The 22,167-nt window shown below is 46.4% G+C and carries 19 protein-coding genes, 1 pseudogene and 1 other annotated feature; of the genes and pseudogenes, 14 read left to right on the plus strand and 6 right to left on the minus strand.

The window, feature by feature from the left end; translation table 11 throughout:
- The first annotated feature begins 54 nt into the window (after positions 1-54).
- From NST99_RS27285 to NST99_RS27300, 4 genes are all read left to right on the plus strand, one after another.
- Complete coding sequence (locus NST99_RS27285; RefSeq protein WP_341095863.1) at positions 55-786, plus strand: ABC transporter ATP-binding protein; 732 nt, start codon at positions 55-57, stop codon at positions 784-786.
- Positions 783-1,826 carry an ABC transporter permease gene (locus tag NST99_RS27290; RefSeq protein ID WP_341095865.1) on the plus strand — a complete coding sequence of 348 codons (1,044 nt, stop codon included), beginning with the start codon at positions 783-785 and terminating at the stop codon, positions 1,824-1,826. Before NST99_RS27285 ends, NST99_RS27290 begins: the two co-directional genes overlap by 4 nt.
- A 57-nt stretch (positions 1,827-1,883) precedes the next feature.
- The gene (locus NST99_RS27295; RefSeq protein WP_341095867.1) at positions 1,884-2,591 is read left to right on the plus strand and encodes a TetR/AcrR family transcriptional regulator; all 708 of its coding nucleotides are present in this window, start codon (positions 1,884-1,886) and stop codon (positions 2,589-2,591) included.
- Positions 2,592-2,779: 188 nt separating this feature from the next.
- Positions 2,780-6,178: a DEAD/DEAH box helicase gene (locus NST99_RS27300; protein WP_341095869.1), complete on the plus strand. Its 3,399-nt coding sequence runs from the start codon at positions 2,780-2,782 to the stop codon at positions 6,176-6,178.
- 86 nt (positions 6,179-6,264) lie between these two features.
- Here the strand turns inward: NST99_RS27300 and NST99_RS27305 are convergent, their stop codons facing one another.
- Positions 6,265-6,651: a hypothetical protein gene (locus NST99_RS27305; RefSeq protein ID WP_341095871.1), complete on the minus strand. Its 387-nt coding sequence runs from the start codon at positions 6,649-6,651 to the stop codon at positions 6,265-6,267.
- A gap of 289 nt (positions 6,652-6,940) precedes the next feature.
- On the opposite strand from NST99_RS27305, the gene NST99_RS27310 reads away from it, so the two are divergent.
- The 3 genes from NST99_RS27310 (at position 6,941) to NST99_RS27320 (ending at position 9,074) form a co-directional block, all read left to right on the plus strand.
- Complete coding sequence (locus tag NST99_RS27310) at positions 6,941-7,156, plus strand: hypothetical protein (RefSeq protein ID WP_341095873.1); 216 nt, start codon at positions 6,941-6,943, stop codon at positions 7,154-7,156.
- A 319-nt stretch (positions 7,157-7,475) separates the two neighbouring features.
- Positions 7,476-8,312, plus strand: a complete 837-nt coding sequence (locus tag NST99_RS27315) for a YitT family protein (RefSeq protein WP_341095876.1) — start codon at positions 7,476-7,478, stop codon at positions 8,310-8,312.
- Between the two features lie 53 nt (positions 8,313-8,365).
- Positions 8,366-8,585 (plus strand) — a binding site (T-box leader).
- A gap of 90 nt (positions 8,586-8,675) precedes the next feature.
- Positions 8,676-9,074 carry a hypothetical protein gene (locus NST99_RS27320; protein WP_341095877.1) on the plus strand — a complete coding sequence of 133 codons (399 nt, stop codon included), beginning with the start codon at positions 8,676-8,678 and terminating at the stop codon, positions 9,072-9,074.
- 212 nt (positions 9,075-9,286) lie between these two features.
- On the opposite strand, the gene NST99_RS27325 is transcribed toward NST99_RS27320, so the two are convergent.
- The gene (locus tag NST99_RS27325) at positions 9,287-10,054 is read right to left on the minus strand and encodes a hypothetical protein (protein WP_341095879.1); all 768 of its coding nucleotides are present in this window, start codon (positions 10,052-10,054) and stop codon (positions 9,287-9,289) included.
- Between the two features lie 315 nt (positions 10,055-10,369).
- Positions 10,370-10,978, minus strand: a complete 609-nt coding sequence (locus NST99_RS27330; RefSeq protein ID WP_068538177.1) for a TetR/AcrR family transcriptional regulator — start codon at positions 10,976-10,978, stop codon at positions 10,370-10,372.
- 142 nt (positions 10,979-11,120) lie between these two features.
- On the opposite strand from NST99_RS27330, the gene NST99_RS27335 reads away from it, so the two are divergent.
- Positions 11,121-11,813 (plus strand): DUF1295 domain-containing protein, encoded by a 693-nt coding sequence (locus tag NST99_RS27335; RefSeq protein WP_341095882.1) that lies wholly within the window; start codon positions 11,121-11,123, stop codon positions 11,811-11,813.
- A 249-nt stretch (positions 11,814-12,062) separates the two neighbouring features.
- Positions 12,063-13,264, plus strand: a pseudogene (locus NST99_RS27340) (IS110 family transposase).
- 239 nt (positions 13,265-13,503) lie between these two features.
- Here the strand turns inward: NST99_RS27340 and ltrA are convergent.
- Together ltrA and NST99_RS27350 are read right to left on the minus strand one after the other, a co-directional pair.
- A complete protein-coding gene (ltrA, locus tag NST99_RS27345) occupies positions 13,504-14,796 on the minus strand; it encodes a group II intron reverse transcriptase/maturase (RefSeq protein ID WP_341091741.1) in 1,293 nt (430 codons plus the stop codon).
- Between the two features lie 750 nt (positions 14,797-15,546).
- On the minus strand, positions 15,547-15,672 hold the full coding sequence (locus NST99_RS27350; protein ID WP_341095884.1) for a hypothetical protein: 126 nt from the start codon (positions 15,670-15,672) through the stop codon (positions 15,547-15,549).
- A gap of 338 nt (positions 15,673-16,010) precedes the next feature.
- On the opposite strand from NST99_RS27350, the gene NST99_RS27355 reads away from it, so the two are divergent.
- The 5 genes from NST99_RS27355 to NST99_RS27375 all read left to right on the plus strand — a co-directional run bounded on the left by NST99_RS27355 (position 16,011) and on the right by NST99_RS27375 (position 19,964).
- Positions 16,011-16,391: a DUF6262 family protein gene (locus NST99_RS27355; RefSeq protein WP_341095886.1), complete on the plus strand. Its 381-nt coding sequence runs from the start codon at positions 16,011-16,013 to the stop codon at positions 16,389-16,391.
- Positions 16,392-16,608: 217 nt separating this feature from the next.
- Positions 16,609-17,217, plus strand: a complete 609-nt coding sequence (locus NST99_RS27360; protein ID WP_341095888.1) for a DUF2239 family protein — start codon at positions 16,609-16,611, stop codon at positions 17,215-17,217.
- A gap of 157 nt (positions 17,218-17,374) precedes the next feature.
- A complete protein-coding gene (locus tag NST99_RS27365; protein WP_341095890.1) occupies positions 17,375-17,725 on the plus strand; it encodes a DUF1330 domain-containing protein in 351 nt (116 codons plus the stop codon).
- Between the two features lie 18 nt (positions 17,726-17,743).
- Complete coding sequence (locus NST99_RS27370) at positions 17,744-18,634, plus strand: alpha/beta fold hydrolase (RefSeq protein WP_341095892.1); 891 nt, start codon at positions 17,744-17,746, stop codon at positions 18,632-18,634.
- 288 nt (positions 18,635-18,922) lie between these two features.
- Positions 18,923-19,964 (plus strand): IS630 family transposase gene (locus NST99_RS27375; protein ID WP_341095893.1). Its coding sequence is split into 2 segments (ribosomal slippage): positions 18,923-19,048 and positions 19,050-19,964, totalling 1,041 coding nucleotides; the frame shifts between segments, so codons are not numbered across the junction.
- A gap of 376 nt (positions 19,965-20,340) precedes the next feature.
- On the opposite strand, the gene NST99_RS27380 is transcribed toward NST99_RS27375, so the two are convergent.
- On the minus strand, positions 20,341-21,453 hold the full coding sequence (locus NST99_RS27380; RefSeq protein ID WP_341095894.1) for an RICIN domain-containing protein: 1,113 nt from the start codon (positions 21,451-21,453) through the stop codon (positions 20,341-20,343).
- Positions 21,454-22,167: the final 714 nt, after the last annotated feature.

The following is a 22,167-nucleotide window of genomic DNA, read 5'->3' on the forward strand; positions in this document are numbered from 1 at the left end:
ATTAATATAATGAGTGAGTACTCACTCATTATTATGAGAATTGAGGAGATAGTTATGAATCTGGGAACTTCTGTTGTTTCCGTAAACCACGTCTGCCGGACGTTTGGCAGCAAGGAAGTGTTAAAGGATATTTCCCTGCAGGTTGCAGAGGCGGAAACCTTCGGCATTCTGGGCCCTTCCGGCTCCGGCAAAACTACGCTGGTGAAGCTCTTGACCGGGATTGATGAAGCAACCTCGGGCGAAGTGCGTGTATTGGGGATACCCATGCCTAAGCTTGCCACGCTGCAGCAAATCGGGTATATGGCTCAGTCTGACGCCTTGTATACGGAGCTGAGCGCAAAAGAGAATCTGGAATTCTTCGCCGCTCTCTATGGACTGAAAGGCGGAAACCGCACCCGCCGGATCAGGGATGTCTTGGAGCTGGTCAATCTGCAGGATCATCTGCGCAAAAGAGTCGATCAGTATTCCGGGGGGATGAAACGCCGTCTGTCACTGGCAATCGCTTTATTGCATGAGCCTCCGCTTCTGCTTCTTGATGAGCCCACGGTTGGCATTGATCCCGTACTGCGCCAGTCCATCTGGAAGGAACTGAAGGCGTTGAACCGCAAAGGAACTACCATTGTACTCACTACCCATGTGATGGATGAAGCCGAGAAATGCGACCGTCTGGCCATGATCCGTGATGGTGAACTGCTGGCGGTGGATACACCTGCAGGTCTGCTGAACGCTACCGGTTCTGCTTCTCTTGAAGAAGCTTTTCTATATTATGGAGGTGTCCGCCGATGAGAATCCGGGCGATCACCCTGCGAATTCTCCAGCAGTTTATTCATGACAAAAGAACGATGGCACTGATGTTTATTGCCCCCCTGCTGGTTCTCAGCTTAATGAGTCTGGTGTTTAACGGCGACGACTATGAACCGAAGTTTGGTGTGTACGGAAATACCCAAGCCATCTCTGCGGCGTTTGAGAAGCAAAGCACTGCTGTTGTCGAATACGCCACGGCAGAGCTGGGCAACGAAGCTTTGAAGGAGGGCAAGATCGATGCGCTTGTCACAGTAAGCGGCGCTGCTCCCGAAGTTGTGCTGGAAGGCAGCAACACCACGGCAAATCGTGCGGCACTGATGGCCTTACAGGAAGCGGTCCAGAGCCTGCAGCCTGTTATACCCGGCCAGGAACAAGGTCAGCTGAAGCCGCAGATCAGCTATCTGTACGGCGCTGAAGATATGAGTACAATCGACCGCTTCGGTCCGATTATGATCGGCGTTTTTGTCTTCTTCTTCGTCTTTCTGATTGCCGGCGTTTCCTTGCTGCGCGAACGGACTACCGGAACCCTGGAACGTCTGCTCTCCACCCCGCTGAAACGCTGGGAAGTCGTTATTGGCTACGTGTGCGGTTTCGGAATTTTTACCATATTCCAGGCGCTGCTGATCTCCTGGTTCTCCATTCAGGTGCTGGGAATTATGATGGCTGGCAGCTTCGGTTATGTCCTGCTTGTGACACTGCTGCTGTCGATGACAGCGCTGACGCTGGGTACACTGCTCTCGGCTTTTGCTGCCAATGAGCTGCAGATGATGCAGTTCATTCCGCTAATCATTGTGCCGCAGATTTTCTTAAGCGGGCTGTTCCCGATGGATACACTCCCGGTGTGGCTGCAGCGGATCGGGCTGGCGACACCGATCTATTACGGCTCGGAGGCACTGATGGACATCATGATCCGCGGCAAAGGCTGGAGTGACATCGCCCTGGATGTCTTTGTTCTGATCGGTTTCTCTCTGATGTTCATGCTGCTGAATGTGCTGGCCCTGCGCAAACACCGCAAAATGTAATATCACATGGGGCTATGGTAATATAAACGGAAAATACGAGGTTTGGAGGGCAAAAGAATGGAGACGGACAATGCTGCGGAGCAGCAGCATGAGGGGGAGCAGTGGATTGAGGAGCTGCTGGCCATCGGTCAGGAAGAAAAAATGACGCCGAAGCAGCTCGCCATTCTGGAGGCGGCGATTGAAATATTTTCGGATAAAGGATATTCGGCTGCGGCTACCAGTGAAATTGCCCAGAAGGCGGGGGTGGCGGAGGGCACGATCTTCCGTTATTACAAGACCAAAAAGGATCTGCTGCTCTCCATTGTCGGGCCGACGATGAGCCGCATGATCGCGCCCTTTGTCATGCGTAATTTCGACGGCGTGCTGGATGGTCCTCCCGAGAGCTATGAGGCATTTCTGCGGGCTTTTATGGTCAACCGGCTGGAATTCGCCCGCAAGAACTTTAAGATTCTGAAAATTCTTATTCAGGAAATCCCCTTTCAGCCCGCATTAAGGGAACAGTTCGCCGAGAATGTTCTCGGCCAGGTACTGGAGCGGGTAACTGCCATTACCGAGCATTTCAAGGAAAAGGGCGAAATTATCGACATGCCCACACCCGCAATTATCCGGTTTACGGTCTCTTCTGTAATCGGATATCTGCTGGCCCGTCTGCTGTTCCTGCCAGATAGCGATTGGAATGATGAAGAGGAAATTGAGCAGACTTTGGCTTTCATGCTGTACGGTATCAGCGGACCAGCAGTACGCCCAGAAGCGAAGGGAAGTTAGGCCGGTCTTTTGAGGAAGCCGGAAAGCTACACTGAAACCTTTCAATAGAAGGCCATCTCCAAACCACAGAAATGCGGTTTGGAGATGGCCTTTTTGTACAGTGCAAACGCTTAGAGTGATCCCGCACCGCAGCATCAGCTCAGGGATTCCGGTAAATGGTTTTGAAGGCGTACGCCTGTTCTGTTATTATGGGTACTATAGCAAATTCGGACTTATGGACAAGACAAAAGGAAGTGATTAGGGCTGTGGGTTTCTATGTGCCGGAACGGGTAATCAGGCTGCTATGCGGCGGTACTGCTTTGGAGCAGGGAACGGTTTATTATGAAGCGGATAAGGTCACGCTGACCTATGCAGAGAACAATGTTGAGCTGGAATATTCAAAATACCGGGCTGAGGTTCAAGGCCTCGAAAGCTACGAAGTGGTGCTTGCTATAGACAGTGACGGTGACGTGAATGGGGAATGCACCTGCCCTGCATACCACCACGGCGGAGCTTTTTGCAAGCATATTGCAGCTGTTCTCGTGAATATACTCCGTCAGGAAATGGACACAGAACTCTCCAGAAGTATGGCCGGCCCCAGTCTCCACCTTCACGGAGGCTCCACCGGAGAGAGCGGCAGACTTACTCCGCGTAATCCTGAACCTGCAGCCTTTGATACAGGGGAACATACGGGTGACCGAAAACTGGTGACCAGCATGCTGGATATGTTCGGCAGTTCCCGGAAGCGTCCAAGCGGCACCGGAACCTATAGCGATATCAGAACCCCGCTTCAGGTTGAGTTCATCTGCAAGCCTGTTCTGTACACCGATGGCACTCATAAGCTTGGAATTGAACTGAAGATCGGACTAGAACGGCTTTATATTGTGCAGAAAATCAGAGCTTTTCTCGAGCGTATCCACCGCGGAGAATCCTTTGAGTTCACCAAGCATTTTATCTATGACCCATCCTTGCACAGCTTCAATAAAGAAGACAATGCGGTGATTCTGAAGCTGATCGAAGTCCTTTTAAATGAAAAGATGTACCGCGAAGCTGTCAGTCCACATACGCATTATTCGGGTGGCCCTGGAGGGGAACGGCTGCTGCCGGTTCCGCCTTTTTTCTGGGAGCAAGTTCAGCCTGCACTAACAGCAGTATCCTCTGCCCATTTGCAGCAAGGGGGAATACGCACTGAAGGGCTTCAGATCACAAAAGCTCCCCCTCCGCTGAGCTTTCAATTCGATCAAACCCCGGATAACAGCTATCGGCTAGATATCCGGGGACTGGCACAGCTTACAGTCATGGAGGATTACGGGCTTATCTTGTCTGAAGGCAGGCTGCTGAAGCTGCCGGTTCAGGAATGCCAGCGTATCTCCGAGCTTAAGAAAATGCTGGCGTCCTCCCGCAAAGATGAAATTGCCATTGCCCCGGAGCAAATGGAGCCTTTTATGGATAAGGTGATTCCCGGGCTGAAAAAGCTGGGCCATGTGCATATTGCCGAGGCTATCCAAGGCCGCATCATCCAGGCACAGCTTCAAGCCAGACTTTATCTTGACCGGATAAGAGACCGGCTGCTGGCAGGCCTTGAGTTTCAATACGGCAATATTGTGATTAATCCGCTCGATGAGAAAGCACGCGAACGGGGCAATGAGGTGATTCTGATGCGGGACGGGGAAGCCGAAGGGCGGATTCTTGCGCTGATGGATCATGCTTCTTTTACCCAAACGGAAAGCGGCTATATTATGAGCGATGAGGACGGCGAATTTGATTTTCTCTATCATACCGTGCCGCTGCTGGAGCCGTTGCTTGAGGTATATGCCACTACTGCTGTCAAGGGAAGACTGCTCACCGGAACAGCCCTGCCGAAGGTAACCTTAAGCTGGAACGAAAAAACCGATTGGCTGGACTTCAAATTTGCCGTGGAAGGAATCCCCGAAACGGAAATTGTACTGGTGCTGAAATCGCTGCAGGAGAAACGCCGCTATTACCGGCTGCCGGATGGGGCGCTGCTGCCGCTGGAGAGTGCGGAATTCTTAGAAATCATCACCTTTATGAACGAAATCGGCATCCGGCAGGATGAGCTCAAAAGCCCGCAGTTCTCCCTCCCCCTGGCCCGCGGCCTGCATCTGAATGGCGATAGCGCGGGGGACTCCGTCACCATGGGACGCTCCCTGCGCCGGCTTCTGGCCAACATGCGGAATCCCGAAAATCTTGATTTCCCTGTGCCGGACAGCCTTGTTTCCGTACTCCGGGATTATCAGCAATATGGTTTCCAGTGGCTGAAGACGCTGGCCCACTACCGGTTCGGCGGTATCCTGGCCGATGATATGGGTCTTGGCAAAACGCTGCAGAGCATCGCCTTCCTGCTCTCAGAGCTTAAGGATATCCGGCAGGGAGGCCTCCCTGCGCTGATCATCGCTCCGGCCTCCCTGCTCTACAACTGGCAGAATGAGCTGAAGAAGTTCGCCCCGGAGATCAAAGCAGCCATAGCCGACGGGAACTTAACCGAACGCCGACGGATACTGAAGAACACCGCAGGAAACGATGTAATCATCACCTCCTATCCGCTGCTGCGCCGTGATATTGAAGAGTACGCCAAGCATTCCTTTCACACCCTGTTTCTGGATGAGGCACAGGTTATCAAGAACCATGCGACCCAGACAGCTCAGGCGGTCAAAATATTGCAGGCGCGCTACCGCTTCGCGCTTACCGGAACGCCGGTAGAAAATGCTCTGGAGGATCTATGGTCGATCTTCGGAGTGGTGTTTCCCGGACTGTTTCCGGGCAAAAAGGCCTTTCATGACCTGCCCCGGGAGACGGTTGCGAGGCGGGCACGGCCTTTTCTGCTGCGCCGCCTAAAAAGCGATGTACTGAAAGAGCTGCCGGACAAAATCGAAACTCTGCAGGCCTCGGAGCTGTTGCCTGAGCAGAAAAAACTGTATGTCGCTTATCTCGCCAGGCTGCGCAAGGAAGCGCTCAAGCATTTGGACAACGACGGGTTTGGCAACGGCAGAATCAAGGTGCTTGCCGGGCTGACCCGGCTGCGCCAGCTCTGCTGCCACCCCGCGCTGTTCATTGCAGGCTATACCGGCGGCTCGGCGAAATTCGAACAGCTGCTGGAGATTATTGAAGAATGCCGCAGCTCCGGCAAACGGATGCTGATTTTCTCCCAGTTCACCGAAATGCTCGGCCTGATCGGCCGTGAACTGGGCCTGCTGGGTGTGCAGCATTTCTATCTCGATGGCCAGACGCCTTCAGCCCAGCGGGTGGAGCTCTGCAACAGGTTCAATGAGGGTGAACGCGATCTTTTCCTGATTTCACTAAAAGCGGGTGGCACCGGACTGAACCTGACGGGAGCGGATACGGTCATTCTCTACGATCTCTGGTGGAATCCCGCTGTCGAGCAGCAAGCTGCCGACCGGGCCCACCGGATCGGGCAAAAGAAGGTGGTGCAGGTGATCCGCCTCGTAGCACAGGGGACTGTTGAGGATAAGATGTACGAGCTTCAGCAGAAGAAAAAGAACCTGATCGACGAAGTCATCCAACCGGGCCAGGAGGCCATGTCTGCCTTAAGCGAGCAGGATATCCGTGAAATCCTCATGCTTTCATAAATTGGCCATGCATGCTTATCTCCTTGCACAGCAAACAGGGACTTTCACAGCCTAAGGCTGGGATGTCCCTGTTTGCTGTGCAGATATTACAACTCGTCATTCAATATCTCATGCGTTACAACACGATGGGCATCCACCAATTGACCGTCAGCTTGTTTGCCCCATACTGAAATCCCTGCTTTTTCTCCTAGGTCATCGCCTGTAAAGAGAAATTCGAAAGCATCCAGATTAGCAAAGTAGTCTCTGGTCACCACCTCGTCAGGTGCGATTTCGACGACTTCACTCACATATAAAGTTCTTGTAGTGTCCAGGAAATAACCTAGAATATTAATAACCAGTACCTCTGCAGCAGCCCGATTCACAATCTTTACAGTTACAAGCTGCGCCGGTCTTACTCCAAGAACAGGATTATTCTCAATAGGTCCAGTAGATAATGTGGTCATCCGTCTCATTTCTCCTTTCAATCCACTCATTTGTGAATATCAAACTCTGATTCTAGCGGTAGTGTTAATTGATCGCACAATATATTAATATTCGTTTGCTACCCTGACGGTGTGGACAAAAGACAGGCTCCATTCACCAAATCCTGCAGCAGTGCATAAAGTGTACAAAAGAGAGTTCGCCCACTAGTGGCCGCTGTTCTGAAAGAATGCATATGGAAGAAGGGAGTCCATGCCCCCTCCTGGAAAAGGAAAGAAAACGAGCATAAAAAAACAACCGGCAAACCCAAAAACGCAAAGTCCAAAGGGGCTGGAGTATGCAGTGGCTGCACTTCTTTTAACAGGCAAGTTAAAAGTAGACTCTGTTCAAATGTTCACGGACGCTTCGCTTCTTGTCAGCCTGGTTGGCAAGTATAAATCACTCGGCAATTTGAGCGACAGCAACGTAGATAAACTGGTCAGCTTTCTCGACGACAACAGCAGCCTGACCTTGAACGAGATCATGGCCGCTTTGAAGAAAAAATCAGACAACTCTTGAGTGGATGAATACAAAGGGAGGCCAAGCACGTATGGACAATTTTGACGGTGAAGAATTTGCCGGGGGTATCCTGCTGGTCATAGTGATTGTGCTGCTTATCTTTGGTTCAACGGATATTAAGGACCTTACCGCTGCGCCTACTTCCGATTGAAAAGGCACTCCTTTCCTGAATTAAATCATTTACATCCCCTATAAGGCTTGTTATGATTAAAGGATCAAAAGAGCTGCGCAACCTATGTTTGCTACAAAGCGATTAAAGGATGATTTTTTCCTTTAATCGCTTTTTTGTGTGAGCTTTAAAATCATGGAGGTATATCGTATGAACAAAAGAGTACATGATATGGTTATGCTGCTTCTCGGGGCATTTATTTTTGCGCTGGCAGTCAATTTATTTGTGATTCCCAATGACTTTGGTGAGGGTGGCGTGACAGGGATATCGATCATTCTGTATTATTTGCTGAAATGGTCACCTGCGCTGGTCGGCATCATCTTGAACGGGATTTTGCTGATCATCGGCTACAAACTCCTGGATAAAAAAACGACGGGCTACACCATTATCGCCGTTGCCTTTAACTCCCTGTTCCTGTACTTGACCAAGAACTGGCAGATCGCTTCGGATGAGCCAGTGATTAACGCTATTTTCGCGGGTTTGTTTGCCGGGGTCGGGATTGGACTGATCATCCGGGTCGGCGGCACGACTGCAGGTACAACAATTCTGGCTCGTCTTGCCAATAAATATTGGGATTGGAATATCAGCTATGCCTTGTTGTTCTTTGATCTTATCGTTGCCGGACTGTCCGCCTTCGTCATTGGTATCGAAAAGATGATGTTTACGTTCGTCATCCTCTATATCGGAACCAAAGCTATGGAGTTCATTATCGAGGGCTTGAATCCTAAAAAAGCAGTGACCATCATCTCGGCACGCTATGACAGCATTGCCGTACGGGTTACGGAGATTATGGACCGCGGAGTAACGGTGCTCCGGGGATACGGCTATTACACCGGCGAAGAAAAGGAAGTCCTTTACATCGTAATTAGTAAGCAGGAAGTTTCCATGCTCAAAAAAATCGTACGGGCTGAGGACAAAAATGCTTTTGTCACGATCCACGATGTGCGCGACGTGTTTGGCGAAGGATTCATTGATATTTCTAAATAAGCCAATCGGCTATTGATTTATTCCATAAATTCGCTATACTGATAAAAATCAATATACAATCGATGAACGGGAAAGTAGTTGCCTGACCCTAGTCCCCAGCGAGCCGGAAGAGTGAGAGCCGGTACAGGCCAGTTAATGAAGCGCACCCGGGAGATGGACTTCTGAACTGATAGTAGGAACCCCCGGCTGAAGACCGTTAACCTGTAAGGTGGCTAAACCAAGGTGTTTAGCAACGAGAGTGGTACCGCGAGCGCTAAAGCCCTCGTCTCTTTTAGAGACGGGGGCTTTTTTTGATGTTTTTTAGCCCGCTAAGTACACATGTAACGCAAATCTGCTTCAGGAATTTTAAAGGAGGTTCATCCCGTGTTAAGCCAACTTATTAAAACAAGCTTGGAACAAAGCGTCCAGCAGGTATTCAGCAGCATGACCGCTGCCGCACCAGAACATTTAACCATCGCTCTTGAACAGCCCGCTAATCCGGATTTCGGCGACTACTCCAGCAATATTGCCATGCAGCTGGCCAAAGTCCTGCGCAAGGCCCCAATGGCTATTGCCGAGCTGATCACAGCGGAGCTTGGGCAACAGGAAGCGATCAAGGGATTGCTGCAGCGAATCGAGGTTGCGGCTCCGGGCTTCATCAACATGTACGTGAATTGGCAGGAGTGGGCAAACCACAGCTTTGAGCTGCCGCCAGGGAACGGGAATAAGGTGATCATTGAGCATACTTCTGTTAACCCAAACAAATCAATGCATAGAAGTTAGACCTGTTAAAAAAGACGCGTTTCCGTCCTAGCTTCACTAGACAATCTGCAGAAAAAAACAAACCCGCCAGCATGCTTTAGCTCGGTGGGTTATTTTAAAATTAGATTGAGACTAACCTTAGAAATAGAAACAGAGACATCCAAGGACGAGGAAATATGTCCTAGACTGTCTCTCTTTCATTGAACTAATGTTCACCGTTAGCTCAAGTTATTTTAGTTCTCTCGTCTACATTGTATACGGCTTTCTTTTCCAGAAATACCTTTTTCGATTGTAACTTTATTTATTTCAACACCATTTTCTGGAGTATCAGTTAACGTAATATGTATTCTATCATAAGGAACGTCACCATGATGTGCACCATAATTTAACGCACTTGCATGAACGATATGTCTTCTTGTATCGCCATTTATTCTTTCAATTTTATCTATTTTTGGACACATGATAAAGTCTGAGTAAGTTTTGTCGAGATAGGTAAAATATCTGGTATATAAAGTTTCTTCAAGCAATTCTTCTTTGGGAACTCCAATACTTTCATATTTCCACCCAACTAAGAGCCAATCATATAGCTCCAGTGATTTTAATCGAACTCTTATATTATTTTGGGTATATATAACCTCACCATCTGCTATTGTGCATGTCTTTTTTTGGTTTTCAAAAATACAATTATAGGCAGGTTCAATAACTGCAATATCCCCGTTTTTCATTCTTATTTTCAAATTGGAGACGGGAGTTTTATTTAACTCAAACTCAGTTGGTACTTCGGAAGGATTTGATGTGTTTATCCATTTAACAACCTTACTGATGATTACTTCTTCATATCCGTCGCTTTCCTTAAATAAACGAGCCCCCCCATAAATACGGTTTGCTTGAATAGATGAAACATCTTCTGTTTTTAATTTTGGTTGAACACTTGCCTTTGCTAATTGTATCGAGGAAAATAGTCCAGCAAACACCATGTATATTATGACTAACTTTTTCACGATTTTTACGCCACCTCTGGAAGTAGTATTATAGGTATTATCCCCTTTGAATAAAACTAAATTCCAAAATGACATTCATAAACCAGTCAGTATAAAAAAGTTCGCCAATAACAGCCACTGTTGTTCAACTAACCTGCCCGTTAGCTCAATGAAGTGCGACTAAAATTTTGCATAACATGATTGCTTTTACATAAACCAACATCGCCACAATGTAGGTAACTTTGCGTCAAATAACGATAATGTAGGAACATTTGTGCATTTTTCATTGACACAAATGTTCCTACATAAATAAAGAAAACCTAATTGGTACTGGAATTACCTCTTTTCTATTTTAGCAACCCGCATATCGCCCATAAGACCTTTGAAGAAAAATTGAATAAAGCGTTCTTCGGAAATAACAGCATGATCGGAACGGTCAGTCTCTTGGAATTGGTTCATCGCTTTCTGGTACATGTTGAAATAAAAGAGCAGTTCGTCTTCCCTCAAGCCCTCTGCCATATACTGCTCTTCCAGCCCACGCTGAATAAGCCTCAGCAAAAACGGAATGAACTTCATCTCCAGAAACCGATCCACTCTCTCCTGCATCGCAACAATATCAGCAGATTGCTTCATGCAGTCATTAATGACCTTAACAAATTTCATTTCCTCCGTCATTACCGTATACATGAGCTTTGGGTAAGACATCTGGCCTTCTAATAAATGCTCATATCTCTTCAACTGTTCCTCCATCATTTCGCCGATAGCTTCAAATAACAGCTCGTCCTTGCTCCCGAAATAATTGTAAATGGATACTTGAGATACTTTTGCTTCCTTGGCTATTTCTTTAATCGTTGCTCTATGAAACCTGTCATGGTTCAGCTTCTCTTTCGTTATGGCTAATATAAGCTGTTTCTTCTGTTCCGTTCGTCTCTCAAATCCGTTCAATTGCGATCACCCCTACTATCCAACTTTAATTTTAAACTATCGCGATGTCAAATTTCAAAATTATATTGCGAATCAAATAAAGTTGAGCTATTATAAGTTTTGAAATAGTATCTAATCTAATTTCAAAACTAGGAGGCGCAACATGAAAACTCTGTACAATCAAAACACGGGCTATTGGTATCCTCGCCTTACCTTATTCATGCTAGAGACGATTATTTTGGCAATTGCCGGCTGGCTGCTTTTTTTTGATGGCGCGGAGGTTTTAAATGGTGTATTTCATTGGAACTTAACGAATGGTGACTCAGGACGGAATTTGCTTCTATTCATCCTTATTTTAATCGTTTTCGTTCGGATGAAATTTACGATGTTTTTTCTTTTAAGAAGACCTATGTCATGGCAGGAGGCGTTTAGTGTTCCGACGGCTTTTTCGTTGTATTATATCGTTATTCCTCTTCTCAGCTTGACCCATAATAAGCCGTTGAACGGATGGGACATTGTATTTGTCGTCATCTTCGTCATAGGTTCACTCTTTAATTCGCATGCCGAATGGCTTCGTCATCAATGGAAACAAAATCCTGATCATAAAGGAAAACTGTACACAGGCGGCTACTTCCGCTATTCGATCCATATTAACTATTTCGGCGATGTGTTATGGGTGCTTGCGATGGCATTCGTCGCATGGAACGCTTGGGCATTGCTCGTGCCACTATGGTTGTTCTGTTTCTTCGCATTCTACAATATTCCGATGCTGGATAAGCACCTTGCTGAGAAGTACGGCGATGATTTCGAACGTTACCGTAAAAAAACAAAAACATTTATTCCTTACTTCTATTAACTGTATCGTATTATGAGGTCACCAGATCTTTCTGGTAGACCTCATTTTTGTGTGGTCGTAAGATAGCGGTAGCCGGGGATAGAACGTTTCTGCCCGTGAGAGCTAGATCCCGAGAGCTATACAGTTCATCCCCCCTACTTGTTAAACCATGATTAGGCTGGTTGGGACAATGATCCCGAATCACATGCGATAATGTGGACGACAAGAAGGTTAGGGGTTGCCGGCGAATATAATATCGGGAGTGGTTGAATGAACCCTGTCATTGGATTGGATGTCACTAAAGGGGAAAGTCATGCACAAGCTTTTTCAGATCGAGGAACGCCCTACGGAAAGACCTTTCGATTCAAGCACAATCTTGAGGGATTAGCGTCCTTCCTTCGTTATGCTCAAAACGTGGAGTCCTTTGCTGGACAGCGTCCTGCCATTGTGTTGGAAGCAACGGGGCATTATCATAGTCCAGTTATACAGTTTCTAAATGAGCATCAATATCTGTATATCGTTATCAATCCGTTAATTTCACACCAAGCGAAAAAGATGAATTTGCGTAAAGTGAAAACGGATGTTGCTGACGCACACCAGCTGGGGGAATTGTCTACAAAGAAGAGCTGGAGCCTTACAAAAAACGGGGTCAGTATCTGATGAATCTGCGTTACCTGACACGGCAACATGAGTCACTGACTGAAATGTATGTCCAGGCAAAGTTACAGTTTCAAGCGGTATTGGATCAAGTCTTTCCGGAGTATCACGGCGTGTTTGGTGACCTTTATTCTAAGGTGTCACTTCGTTTCCTAGCTCAGTATCCAACGTCTCAATCGGTGCTAGCGATGTCTGAGGAAAACGTGACAGCGAACATACAACGCCTTGTTGGACATGTCGCCTCTAACCGGTGGTCATTGGAACGATCACAGAAACTAATGGCTGCAGCAGAGCGAAATCCCTTCAGGGAGACCGCTTTTCCGAGTCATTTAATCTCATTGGAGCTGTTTATTAATTTACTTCTTCAGTATCAGGAGCATCTAGCGAAACTTGATAAATCAATAGAGGCCCTGGCTGAAGAATTACTGGAGTATGATTTAATCCAATCGATACCCGGCATTGGTACTAAAATTGCTGCAACAATTTTAGCTGAGATCGGAGAAATCGATCGGTTCGATCATGCAAAAAAACTAGTTGCGTTTGCCGGTATTGATCCAAGTGTCTTTTCTTCCGGCAAGTTTACAGCAACCCGAAATACAATCACCAAACGCGGTTCCAGGAGACTCCGGACAGCCTTATATCAAGCTGTGCGATGTGGTTTGCGAAGCTCACGTAATAAGAAAATTAGGGCTTATTACGACAAAAAGCGAGCAGAAGGTAAACCGTTTAAAGTAGCCGTGATCGCATGTGTAAATAAACTGATCCATTGGATTTATGCGATATTGACCAAGAAGGAGCCTTTCCGCGTCGACTGAATAAGTAACATTTAGATATCGAGGAAAGCCTTCCCAAATTCTATGGGACGGTTATTTGTTATGCGTTTTTACTAGTATAGCACCCTTCGTTTTCTTCATTAATAATTAAATATTGACAAGCTATTAGCTGGTATAGTTCTAGAGTAAAGGGCTGGCCTAACCAGCCCCTCCTCATCAAACCGTACGTGAGGTTTTCCCTCATACGGCTTTCCGATGTTCATCAATCATGGGCATGCAGATCACAATAGCGTTTTCAATCCATACATGTTGGCAATATACTTGACCTCAGATCGTGAGCTCATCCAAATCCCTCGTTGTCTCTTCTTCGCGTACCACCGGGTTAATCGCTGCAGAATATACCAATCCAATTTGGCTAATCTCTTTTGGCTGTAGTTCGTGTAGTAGTAATTTCTCCATCCTTGAATCTTTGGATTGAGCCACTTTACATGCTCCGCGAATGATTTCGATCGCATACTCGGTGGAGCCAGTCTTTCTTTGACCACTCCTCGAATGCGTTCCTCCGCCTTTTTCGTTAGCCACTGCTGCGTGGTGTAGTACACCTTGCCTTGGGACGTTTCTGCTTTGGTCTTCCGGTGATGCATTCCTAAGAAGTCGAATCCTTCCTCTCCTGTCCATAGGCCTACGATGCGGGTTTTGGTTGGGTGTAGGGTCAACTCCAGACGTTCCATGATTCTGTGTATGAGCTCATACGCATGTTCGGCGTCCTTTTTGGTTTTACAGACCACTACAAAATCGTCTGCATACCTTGTCAGTTCTCCCACTCTACTTCCGTGTTTCTCCCACAGTCGGTCAAAGTAGTCCAGATAGATATTCGCCAGAAGCGGTGAAATGACTCCACCTTGCGGTGTTCCTAAATCGGAACGCCTTACGTTTCCTTCTTCCATCACTCCCGCATGAAGCCACTTCCGTATTAATTTTAGGATCCGCCTGTCGTTGATACGCATCTGTACCAATTTCATAAGCTTCTCTTGATTAATATTGTCGAAGTAACCTTGGATATCGACGTCGACTACCCAATTCCCTTTGCGGTTGCAGGCTTTCCGGATTCGCTCTAGCGCTCCTTTCGCGCTTCGCTTCGGACGAAATCCGAAGGATACTTCTTCGAAGTTTGCTTCAAAGATCGGTTCAATCACGAGTTTCGTTGCCATTTGTATGACTCGGTCGCGCACAGTTGGTATGCCTAGCGGTCTTGGCTTCCCATCTTTCTTCGGGATATAGTGCCGCCGTACGGGCTGCGGATGGTAATTGCCTTCTTTCAGTTCTCGCTCGCATTCCTTGAGGAAACTTGTTTCTCCTTGTTCCTCAATATCTGCGAGCGTCACGGCATCCACTCCCGCAGCTCCCTTGTTCGCTTTCACCCGTTTCCAGGCTTCGCACAGTACATCCCAGCGGTAGACTTTGTCGTACAGGGCATGGAATTTACGCTTATTGTTCTCCTTGGCCGCATGACCTAGCTTTTCTTGGAGTTGTTGAACTTTTTCCTTGGGTGTCGTTAGCCGGTTGGCATTCACTCACTCGTACCTCCTCCAAAAGCATAAACAAAGCAGGGCTCCTTCCCTCCCTAAGGTTATGTTGTCCTTAGGTTCTTCGGTACTATGAGCCCCTCGGACTCCCTTCCCACAGACGGTTCATTTCATCTTCTGGACTTATAGAGCGCCTCTTTACGGGTTTCTAAAAAAAAAAAATCCCGTGTGGGGGAGGGTCTCCCCAGTTCACTGCATTATCTTTCAAACCATGCCGTTCCCTATACGCCGGAGGATTCTTCACTGTTGTTCCAAGTTCTGTACAGTTTCCTTGGCCTTCGTCTATTGTACCGAGACTCGGCACCCTCTCTTCCCCTTCGCAGGGCCTTTTTGACGACGCGGCAGGATTCACTTCATGTTGCGGCCTGGATTGTTGCTCGCCCGGTCTCTGACCGATACTTTTGTCGATGCGCTTCTACACACAGATTTCGCCATGAGCAGGCATCCTAGCTACAGAGGTGGCTTGGCCCCTCCTTTGGTTGGACTTTCACCAACTAGATAATGCGTGCTTCTGGGCACGCGAACAAATAAAAAACGGCTGCCGAAGCAACCGCTATTCCACTAACGTTTCCCGTTAGCGGAATGACCTGTCTGTAAAGTATGATACGGTTCTCCGTGCTGTCTGAAGCGGCAAGTATTTAAGGTTATCCTGAAAAGGATGGCCTTTTCATTGAAGAACATGCCTTACTAAGCTAACGTTTTCGCACGTACAACAATGTCGAAAAGAGACTGAACCTTTTATTCTGATTCCATCCGCAATAATGTCAAGAGATCATCGAAGATTCCAGGTGTCGTGAATACGACCACTTCACCATAGAGTTCATTAGGGATGTCATCGGGCATCACTTGTACATTGCAACTCAATGCTCCCGCCTCCCGTGCAATCAAGCCTGCGGCGGCTACGTCCCACGGTGCAAGTTTTTTTGTGAAGAGACGTTAAGAAAACAAAAAATTCCTAACCTCTCTCAAAATTCCGCCCTATTTATGATACGGTTCATCACGAATGATCTTAGACTATCCTGCCCGTTCGTTTAATGAAACGCCTGCCAGTCTAATACTTTATTTTCTCTGAACATTGTCCGGAAGCAACCATGTGCGTGGTTCTCGCCCGGCTTCATCCGGAAACAATCAGGTGCGCGGATCTGCTGCCGCGGGCCTGCCTCCATCGCTCAACGCCGTGTAAAAAAAGGTGAGTGCTGGAAATGGCTAATTATGACCGTACAGCCCATCTGAAGAGCATCCATGCTCAACGGAAGGCAAGCACCTTAGAGAAGGTAGATCTGGCGATTAAACGCCTCTTACGAGTCAACAAGAGCATCAATTTCAATAGCGTATCAGAAGAATCGGGTGTTTCGAAAGCGAGTTTATATAACCATTCAGATATCCGCGAGAGGATCGAATCCTTACGCCGTCAACAATCACAAGCACCCACTCCAAAGCAAATAAAGCGTGAGATAAATGATGCGAATAAGGATATACTCATCGATATTTTGAAACGCAAAATCAAAGCACTGGAGAACGAGAACAAAGAATTACGAGAAGAAATGAAAAAGGCTTATGCTCAGATTTACGAAAAATTTTAGTTACACTTCATTGAGCTAACGAGCAGTTTTGCGACAAAACACTGCATGTACAACATAAAGCAAACACTAGCCCTCAACAGCGCGGTTTCTCTTAGGCCGCGTCTTTTGCATTTAATCCCTCCATAACAAACGACAAAATATATTTTACCCGGGTAATATTGACTTTTTATTTTTACCCGGGTAAAATTAGTGAAACATTCAGAGGAGGATCTACAGAATGAGAGATGATCAAACGCTCTTTTGCTGCACGGCATTTTTGGGTGTGGGAGTCGTCGCCAGTGGTTCGTTACAACACGTTGTTTCTACAGTGAAGGATGCTCTGGATGACAGAGACCTCACACAGCTGCTTATATTTGACGATACCACGGGGAAGCAAATAGATGTTGATTTCCGTGGGAAGACAGATGACGTGCTAAAACGATTAGGAGAACAGTTTGGCGACTTGCCCGGTGCGGAAATGAATCACCAGCCTACACGGCGGGTCGGTCGACCCAAGATGGGGGTTGTATCTGGTGAGGTTACATTATTGCCAAAAGATTGGGAATGGCTGAAGAGTCAACCTGGTGGGGCGTCGGTAACATTACGAAAACTCGTTGGTGATGCTCGCCGTGATGGAGGAAAACAGAGCAAGATACGAGAGTCACAAGAAGCAACATATCACTTTATGACAGCTATGGCCGGGAACTTCCATCAATACGAAGAAGCTCTGCGGGCACTGTATGCTGGTGATTTTGATCGTTTTTACCACTGCATCGATGACTGGGCACCTGATATCAGAAACCATATCAAAAGATTAGCCGCTAATGCATTCCCTGAAGGGAACTAATGAACGAAAGAATGTGTAGGCGTAAGGAATTTAGAATAAAAAAAGGAACAACGAAAGGAGCCACACTATGACAGAATTTGAATTTAGTCGTTACATCGAACCATAGCAACGTGCTGGCATGAGGTTCATACAGCGAGGCAGCGAGGGCAGCATCGTCATGTTGAACCTCATGCGTTATCGTGATGTTGCCGATTACACAGCCAATTCTGAACTAACACCGGAGGTCCCAATCAACGGTGCCGAAGCTTTCAACCGCTATATCGAGCACACCCTCCCATTTCTCCGTGAAAGCGGAGGTGAAATCATGTTTCTTGGCGATGGCGGAGAGTTTCTTATCGGACCCGAAGACGTAAGATGGGATCTTGTCATGATGATCCGCCAGAGCAGCGCGCAGTCGTTTCTTGCTTTTTCAAGTCATCAAGACTACATGGCCGGTATCGGGCATCGGACTGCAGCGATCGAAGATTCACGCCTTCTGCCTATGACAGAACTTACAATACCGAATTAATTGGAGGAGAACATAATCATGAACATTCTGAAAGTCAAAAGCGTCGAATTGGCCTATGACAGTTTTGGTAACGAAAATGACGAGGCTATTATCCTAATCGCCGGACTTGGAACCCAGATGATCCGATGGACGGATTCGTTTTGTCGGATATTAGCAGCGCGGGGCTTTCGCGTAATCCGCTTTGACAATCGCGATGTAGGTTGCTCGACGCATTTTAGCCATTATCCGACGCTGGATTTTGACGCACTGGCGACTGCTCTCATGTCGAGAAAGCGACCGGACATCCCTTACACTCTCGATGACATGTCCAACGACGCTATCGGACTACTCGATGCCCTTTCAATTGACCGGGCACATTTCGTTGGCAGGTCGATGGGCGGAATGATTGCCCAGATTGCTGCCAGTGAGTACCCTGAACGGGTTTTATCACTCACCTCCATTATGTCCAGTTCCGGTAATCCCACACTTCCGCAAACTTCCCCGGATGTCATGGCGATGATGACTAAACCAGCGCCGAACCCATTTGAAGATGAAGCAGGATTTTTGGCGCACAGCGTCTCTTTTGCCAAATGCATCGCCGGCACCGGCTATCCGTTTGAAGAGGACGCATATCGAGCGCTCATTCTGGAGGAAGTCCAGCGAGCCTACGATCCAGGCAGTGTTGGACGACAAATTGCTGCGATCGCTGTCTCTGGTGATCGTCGTCCGCGGCTGGCGACCATAAAAGTACCAACACTTGTCATTCATGGGAAGGACGATCCCCTGTTCGTCCCGGCGTGTGGCGAGGATACGGCTTCTGCCATTCCGGGCGCTGAGCTAATGTTGGTTGACGGCATGGGACACGACTTACCGCACCAACTGTACAAAGTAATCGCTGATGGCATAGAGCGAACGGCTCGTCGCAATTGACACGTGCTTCCTGAATAGCAACCAGCTGGAGTCCCGCGGTGCCCAATAGAGTTGAGTAGGCCAGGGGCGCAGCGCTTATTCATTGAACTAAACGGGACACGATAGTTAAAAATAAAGGGTTCTACATATTAGTTATGCATAATATGTAGAACCCTTTATTTTATTTGATTTCCTTAAGTTTAGGTCTTGATAATTTCCAGTCTATATAGAACGCATTTAAAAAGCTGACAAAGTCAAACTAATCGCCAAATCGGGTAAAGAATAGTAATAACTTACCCGAAGGCGGCGATGAAAATGGGAAACGAAGAAATCGAGCGGTTGAATGCAGCAATGAAACAAACATCGGATAAACGACTCTACGAAAGGTACCTGGCAGTCCGTCTTCGTCTAGAAGGACATACGTTTGATGAGATCGGTGAGCTTACTCAGCCGGGCGCGTCAAACTATCGGCCACTATTGGAAAGCCTACCAAACGCAGGGTCTGTCTGGCCTGAAGTTGGATCATTCCCCTGGACAACCGACAAAACTCACGGAGGAGCAGCGTAAACAGTTAGCGGCGATGCTGGAACAGCAACAACCGGCAGATGTGGGTTTTGAAGCTCGGTACACCTGGACCCTCCCGCTGGTGGCGGAGTGGATCAAACAGGAATTTGGCATCAAAATGAGCGTGCGTGGGATCAGCGCGATGCTAAAACGGATGAACTTCAGTTTTACCAAAGCAACTTATACGCTTGCCAACGCTGACCAGGACGCCCAAGCGTATTTCAAAAAGCACACCTTTGCAGCGCTCAAGAAACAGGTTGAAGCCGAAAAAATCGATCATTTGCTCTTTGAAGACGAATCGATGATCCGGTCCTATCAAGCGCTGCAATACAATTGGTTCCCACGTGGCAGACAACGCAAGGTGCCAACGTATGGCAAACACGAAGGAGCGAAGTTATTCGGTGCGATTAATTATGAAACCGGGCAGGTGCATCACCGAGAAGAAGAAATGGCCGATACAACAGCCTTTATTCGATTTCTTCAGGATCTTCTCTCTGCGTATCCGAGTGGGAAAATCGCGCTGATTCTGGACAACAGCCGGATTCATCATGCCACGGAGTTACAGCCTTTTTTGATGGAACATCCGCGCCTGCAGTTGGTCTTTCTACCGCCCTACAGCCCAAACCTCAATCCGGTTGAAGGGCTATGGCTGTGGCTAAAATCCGATGTGGTAAACAACGTCTTTTTCGAAAAATTCTATAAGATTAAGCTTCATGTAAGTCAATTTATGAAGCGTATCAACAAGCATCCGCTGGGAACCGTCGATCGCCTGCTCATTAGGTTATGATCTTAATTACGGTCTATATATTACTTTATTTTCTTTTGACACTTGTCCTGAGCAAAGAATTATAACTTGATATCTGTAGAAAATAAAGTATTAGACTGGGTGTCTTTATTCCACGGGGATTCTCGATTGTAATACCGTCAGACTTCATAAAATAAGTTTTAGACTGACCTCGGAAATTGAAACAGCGACAGCCAAGGACGAAAAAATAAAGTCCTAGACTGTCGCTGTTTCATTGAACTAACGTGTCCTGTTAGCTTAGCACCTAAACAACTAATTTAGCCAGTTTATCAAATCGTTTTATCTCGTCAATTTCACGTAAGATGGAAGCGCCTAAATTTAGATCAATTCTGATATGGTTGTAATAAATGACTCTAATTCAATCAAATATTGTTTCATTTGTTTCAACGGACACTCGTCTATCAACAATTCCATTCTCCCCCAAAGGATAGAAACAATCATAGGTATTATGGTAATCCGTCACTGTCCATGGTTCGTTGACAATTGTGCCATCGATACGTTGTACACTATATTGGGAAACCAATATATACTTAGTCCATGCTACCGAATGTTTATTTGTATTTTCAATGATAAATGCTTCCTCTACTACACTCAATTCTGTCTCTGTACGACTCTCCTGTACTGATAGTTCGTTTGAATATTGATAAGACAAAGCAGCACTTAAACTCTTTTTTCCTGTTTGTAGATTTCCAAAACTAAGACCTACATCTGCCCCAAACGTATGACTGACTGTATTTGTCACTGTCTTTTGATCTGTCGTCGTCATACCTGATGTCTGTTTGTACCCATATGATGTACCTGGAGCAAGCACATGTGAAGCTACTTTGCTCCAATATTGTTTCCTTACATATAAATAATACGGGTTTGTTTGTATTTTTTGTTGATCATTTTTTTGAGGATCACCAACCCCAATACATGGTGCTAATGTATAGTTGGTTGTGACCATCTCAGTGCGATCTGGTAGCACATCATTTATACTCTTATAGTTAGGAGGAGGTGCTAAAGGATAAGTCTGAATACTAGGTAGTGTGAAACTCCCACGAACATGGAAAGTCCACCTTTGATTATTTTCACCATGCCAGGAATGCTGATATATATTCGCTCCGCTTTGCATGGAGTATTTTTCTACATCCCATACATGCCCACTATTTAAATTCGAGATTTTTTGGGAACCATCTCCCAAATCATGAAGGAACCATTGTTGATTACTTTCACCATGCCAGGAATGTTGATATATGTTCGCTCCGCTTTGCATGGAGTATTTTTCTACATCCGCTACCTGACCACTATTTTTATTGACAATAGCATAATAACCATTATTAAGTGGAACAAACATCCATAGTTGATTACTCCCACCATGATAGGGCCACTGATATATATTCGCTTGTTGAACCGTGGAACTTTCTTTTACATCCGCTACCTGATTACTATTTTTATTTGTAATGTCACACCATTCATTTTTTTTAGGCACCAAATATCATCCTTTCTTAATAGGTATACCTCCCTAAAATATTCCACAATTAATATTATATGATAATAAATTTCATTCTCCTGATCAATTAGTAAATATTCGATTTCATCAATGCTTATTTGGTGAAGAATGAATCTAGGTAGCCTAGTTTTACCGGTATCTCGGCTGTCCCCCTATATACAAAAAAAGACCGAGCAGCACATAGCCACCGATCCTATTTCCTGATTTACATGAAATTATTATAAAGTAAATGCAATTTGTCCACTGCATCTGCCTTCAGGGAAAGACAGCGACAAGAGATTGGTCCCGCGCCAGCGAGCGCTGCCGCCGCGAACGGATTTCGTATAACGTCTTATTTACAAACTTCGCAAATAATTCTATAGGTAGGGTATTCGCAAAATTATTGAACTATCCTGCCCGTTAGCTTAATGAAAACAAGGAACAGCTCTGCCCTGGAACTGCTCCTTGTTTGATTCAACCATCGTTCTTCTTTCACTCAATGATTTACTTTGTTTCGAACGAATCAGATTGTTCTCTGCGGAGGACTTCATGCGTTATTTTCAATTGGTCCTGTATTCCAAACAGCCATAACCCTCCCCCTTTTTTAATAGTCTTTATTTGACACCATTCAAAATTTAGGAATAGCTTCCTTTTGTGCATTTGAAATAAAAAGGGAGTATATAGTATTCTTGTCGAATTTGCAGTAATAAACAT

The sequence above is a fragment of the Paenibacillus sp. FSL L8-0470 genome, assembly GCF_038008625.1.
Taxonomy (GTDB): domain Bacteria; phylum Bacillota; class Bacilli; order Paenibacillales; family Paenibacillaceae; genus Paenibacillus_AQ.

What these genes read in the sequence shown, in the direction of transcription:
- NST99_RS27285 (WP_341095863.1), top strand. Translation starts at nt 55, where the DNA reads ATGAATCTGGGAACTTCTGTTGTTTCCGTAAACCACGTCTGCCGGACG.
- NST99_RS27290 (WP_341095865.1), top strand. Translation starts at nt 783, where the DNA reads ATGAGAATCCGGGCGATCACCCTGCGAATTCTCCAGCAGTTTATTCAT.
- NST99_RS27295 (WP_341095867.1), top strand. Translation starts at nt 1,884, where the DNA reads ATGGAGACGGACAATGCTGCGGAGCAGCAGCATGAGGGGGAGCAGTGG.
- NST99_RS27300 (WP_341095869.1), top strand. Translation starts at nt 2,780, where the DNA reads ATGGGTACTATAGCAAATTCGGACTTATGGACAAGACAAAAGGAAGTG.
- NST99_RS27305 (WP_341095871.1), bottom strand. Translation starts at nt 6,651, where the DNA reads ATGAGTGGATTGAAAGGAGAAATGAGACGGATGACCACATTATCTACT.
- NST99_RS27315 (WP_341095876.1), top strand. Translation starts at nt 7,476, where the DNA reads ATGAACAAAAGAGTACATGATATGGTTATGCTGCTTCTCGGGGCATTT.
- NST99_RS27335 (WP_341095882.1), top strand. Translation starts at nt 11,121, where the DNA reads ATGAAAACTCTGTACAATCAAAACACGGGCTATTGGTATCCTCGCCTT.
- NST99_RS27355 (WP_341095886.1), top strand. Translation starts at nt 16,011, where the DNA reads ATGGCTAATTATGACCGTACAGCCCATCTGAAGAGCATCCATGCTCAA.
- NST99_RS27360 (WP_341095888.1), top strand. Translation starts at nt 16,609, where the DNA reads ATGAGAGATGATCAAACGCTCTTTTGCTGCACGGCATTTTTGGGTGTG.
- NST99_RS27365 (WP_341095890.1), top strand. Translation starts at nt 17,375, where the DNA reads ATGTTGAACCTCATGCGTTATCGTGATGTTGCCGATTACACAGCCAAT.
- NST99_RS27370 (WP_341095892.1), top strand. Translation starts at nt 17,744, where the DNA reads ATGAACATTCTGAAAGTCAAAAGCGTCGAATTGGCCTATGACAGTTTT.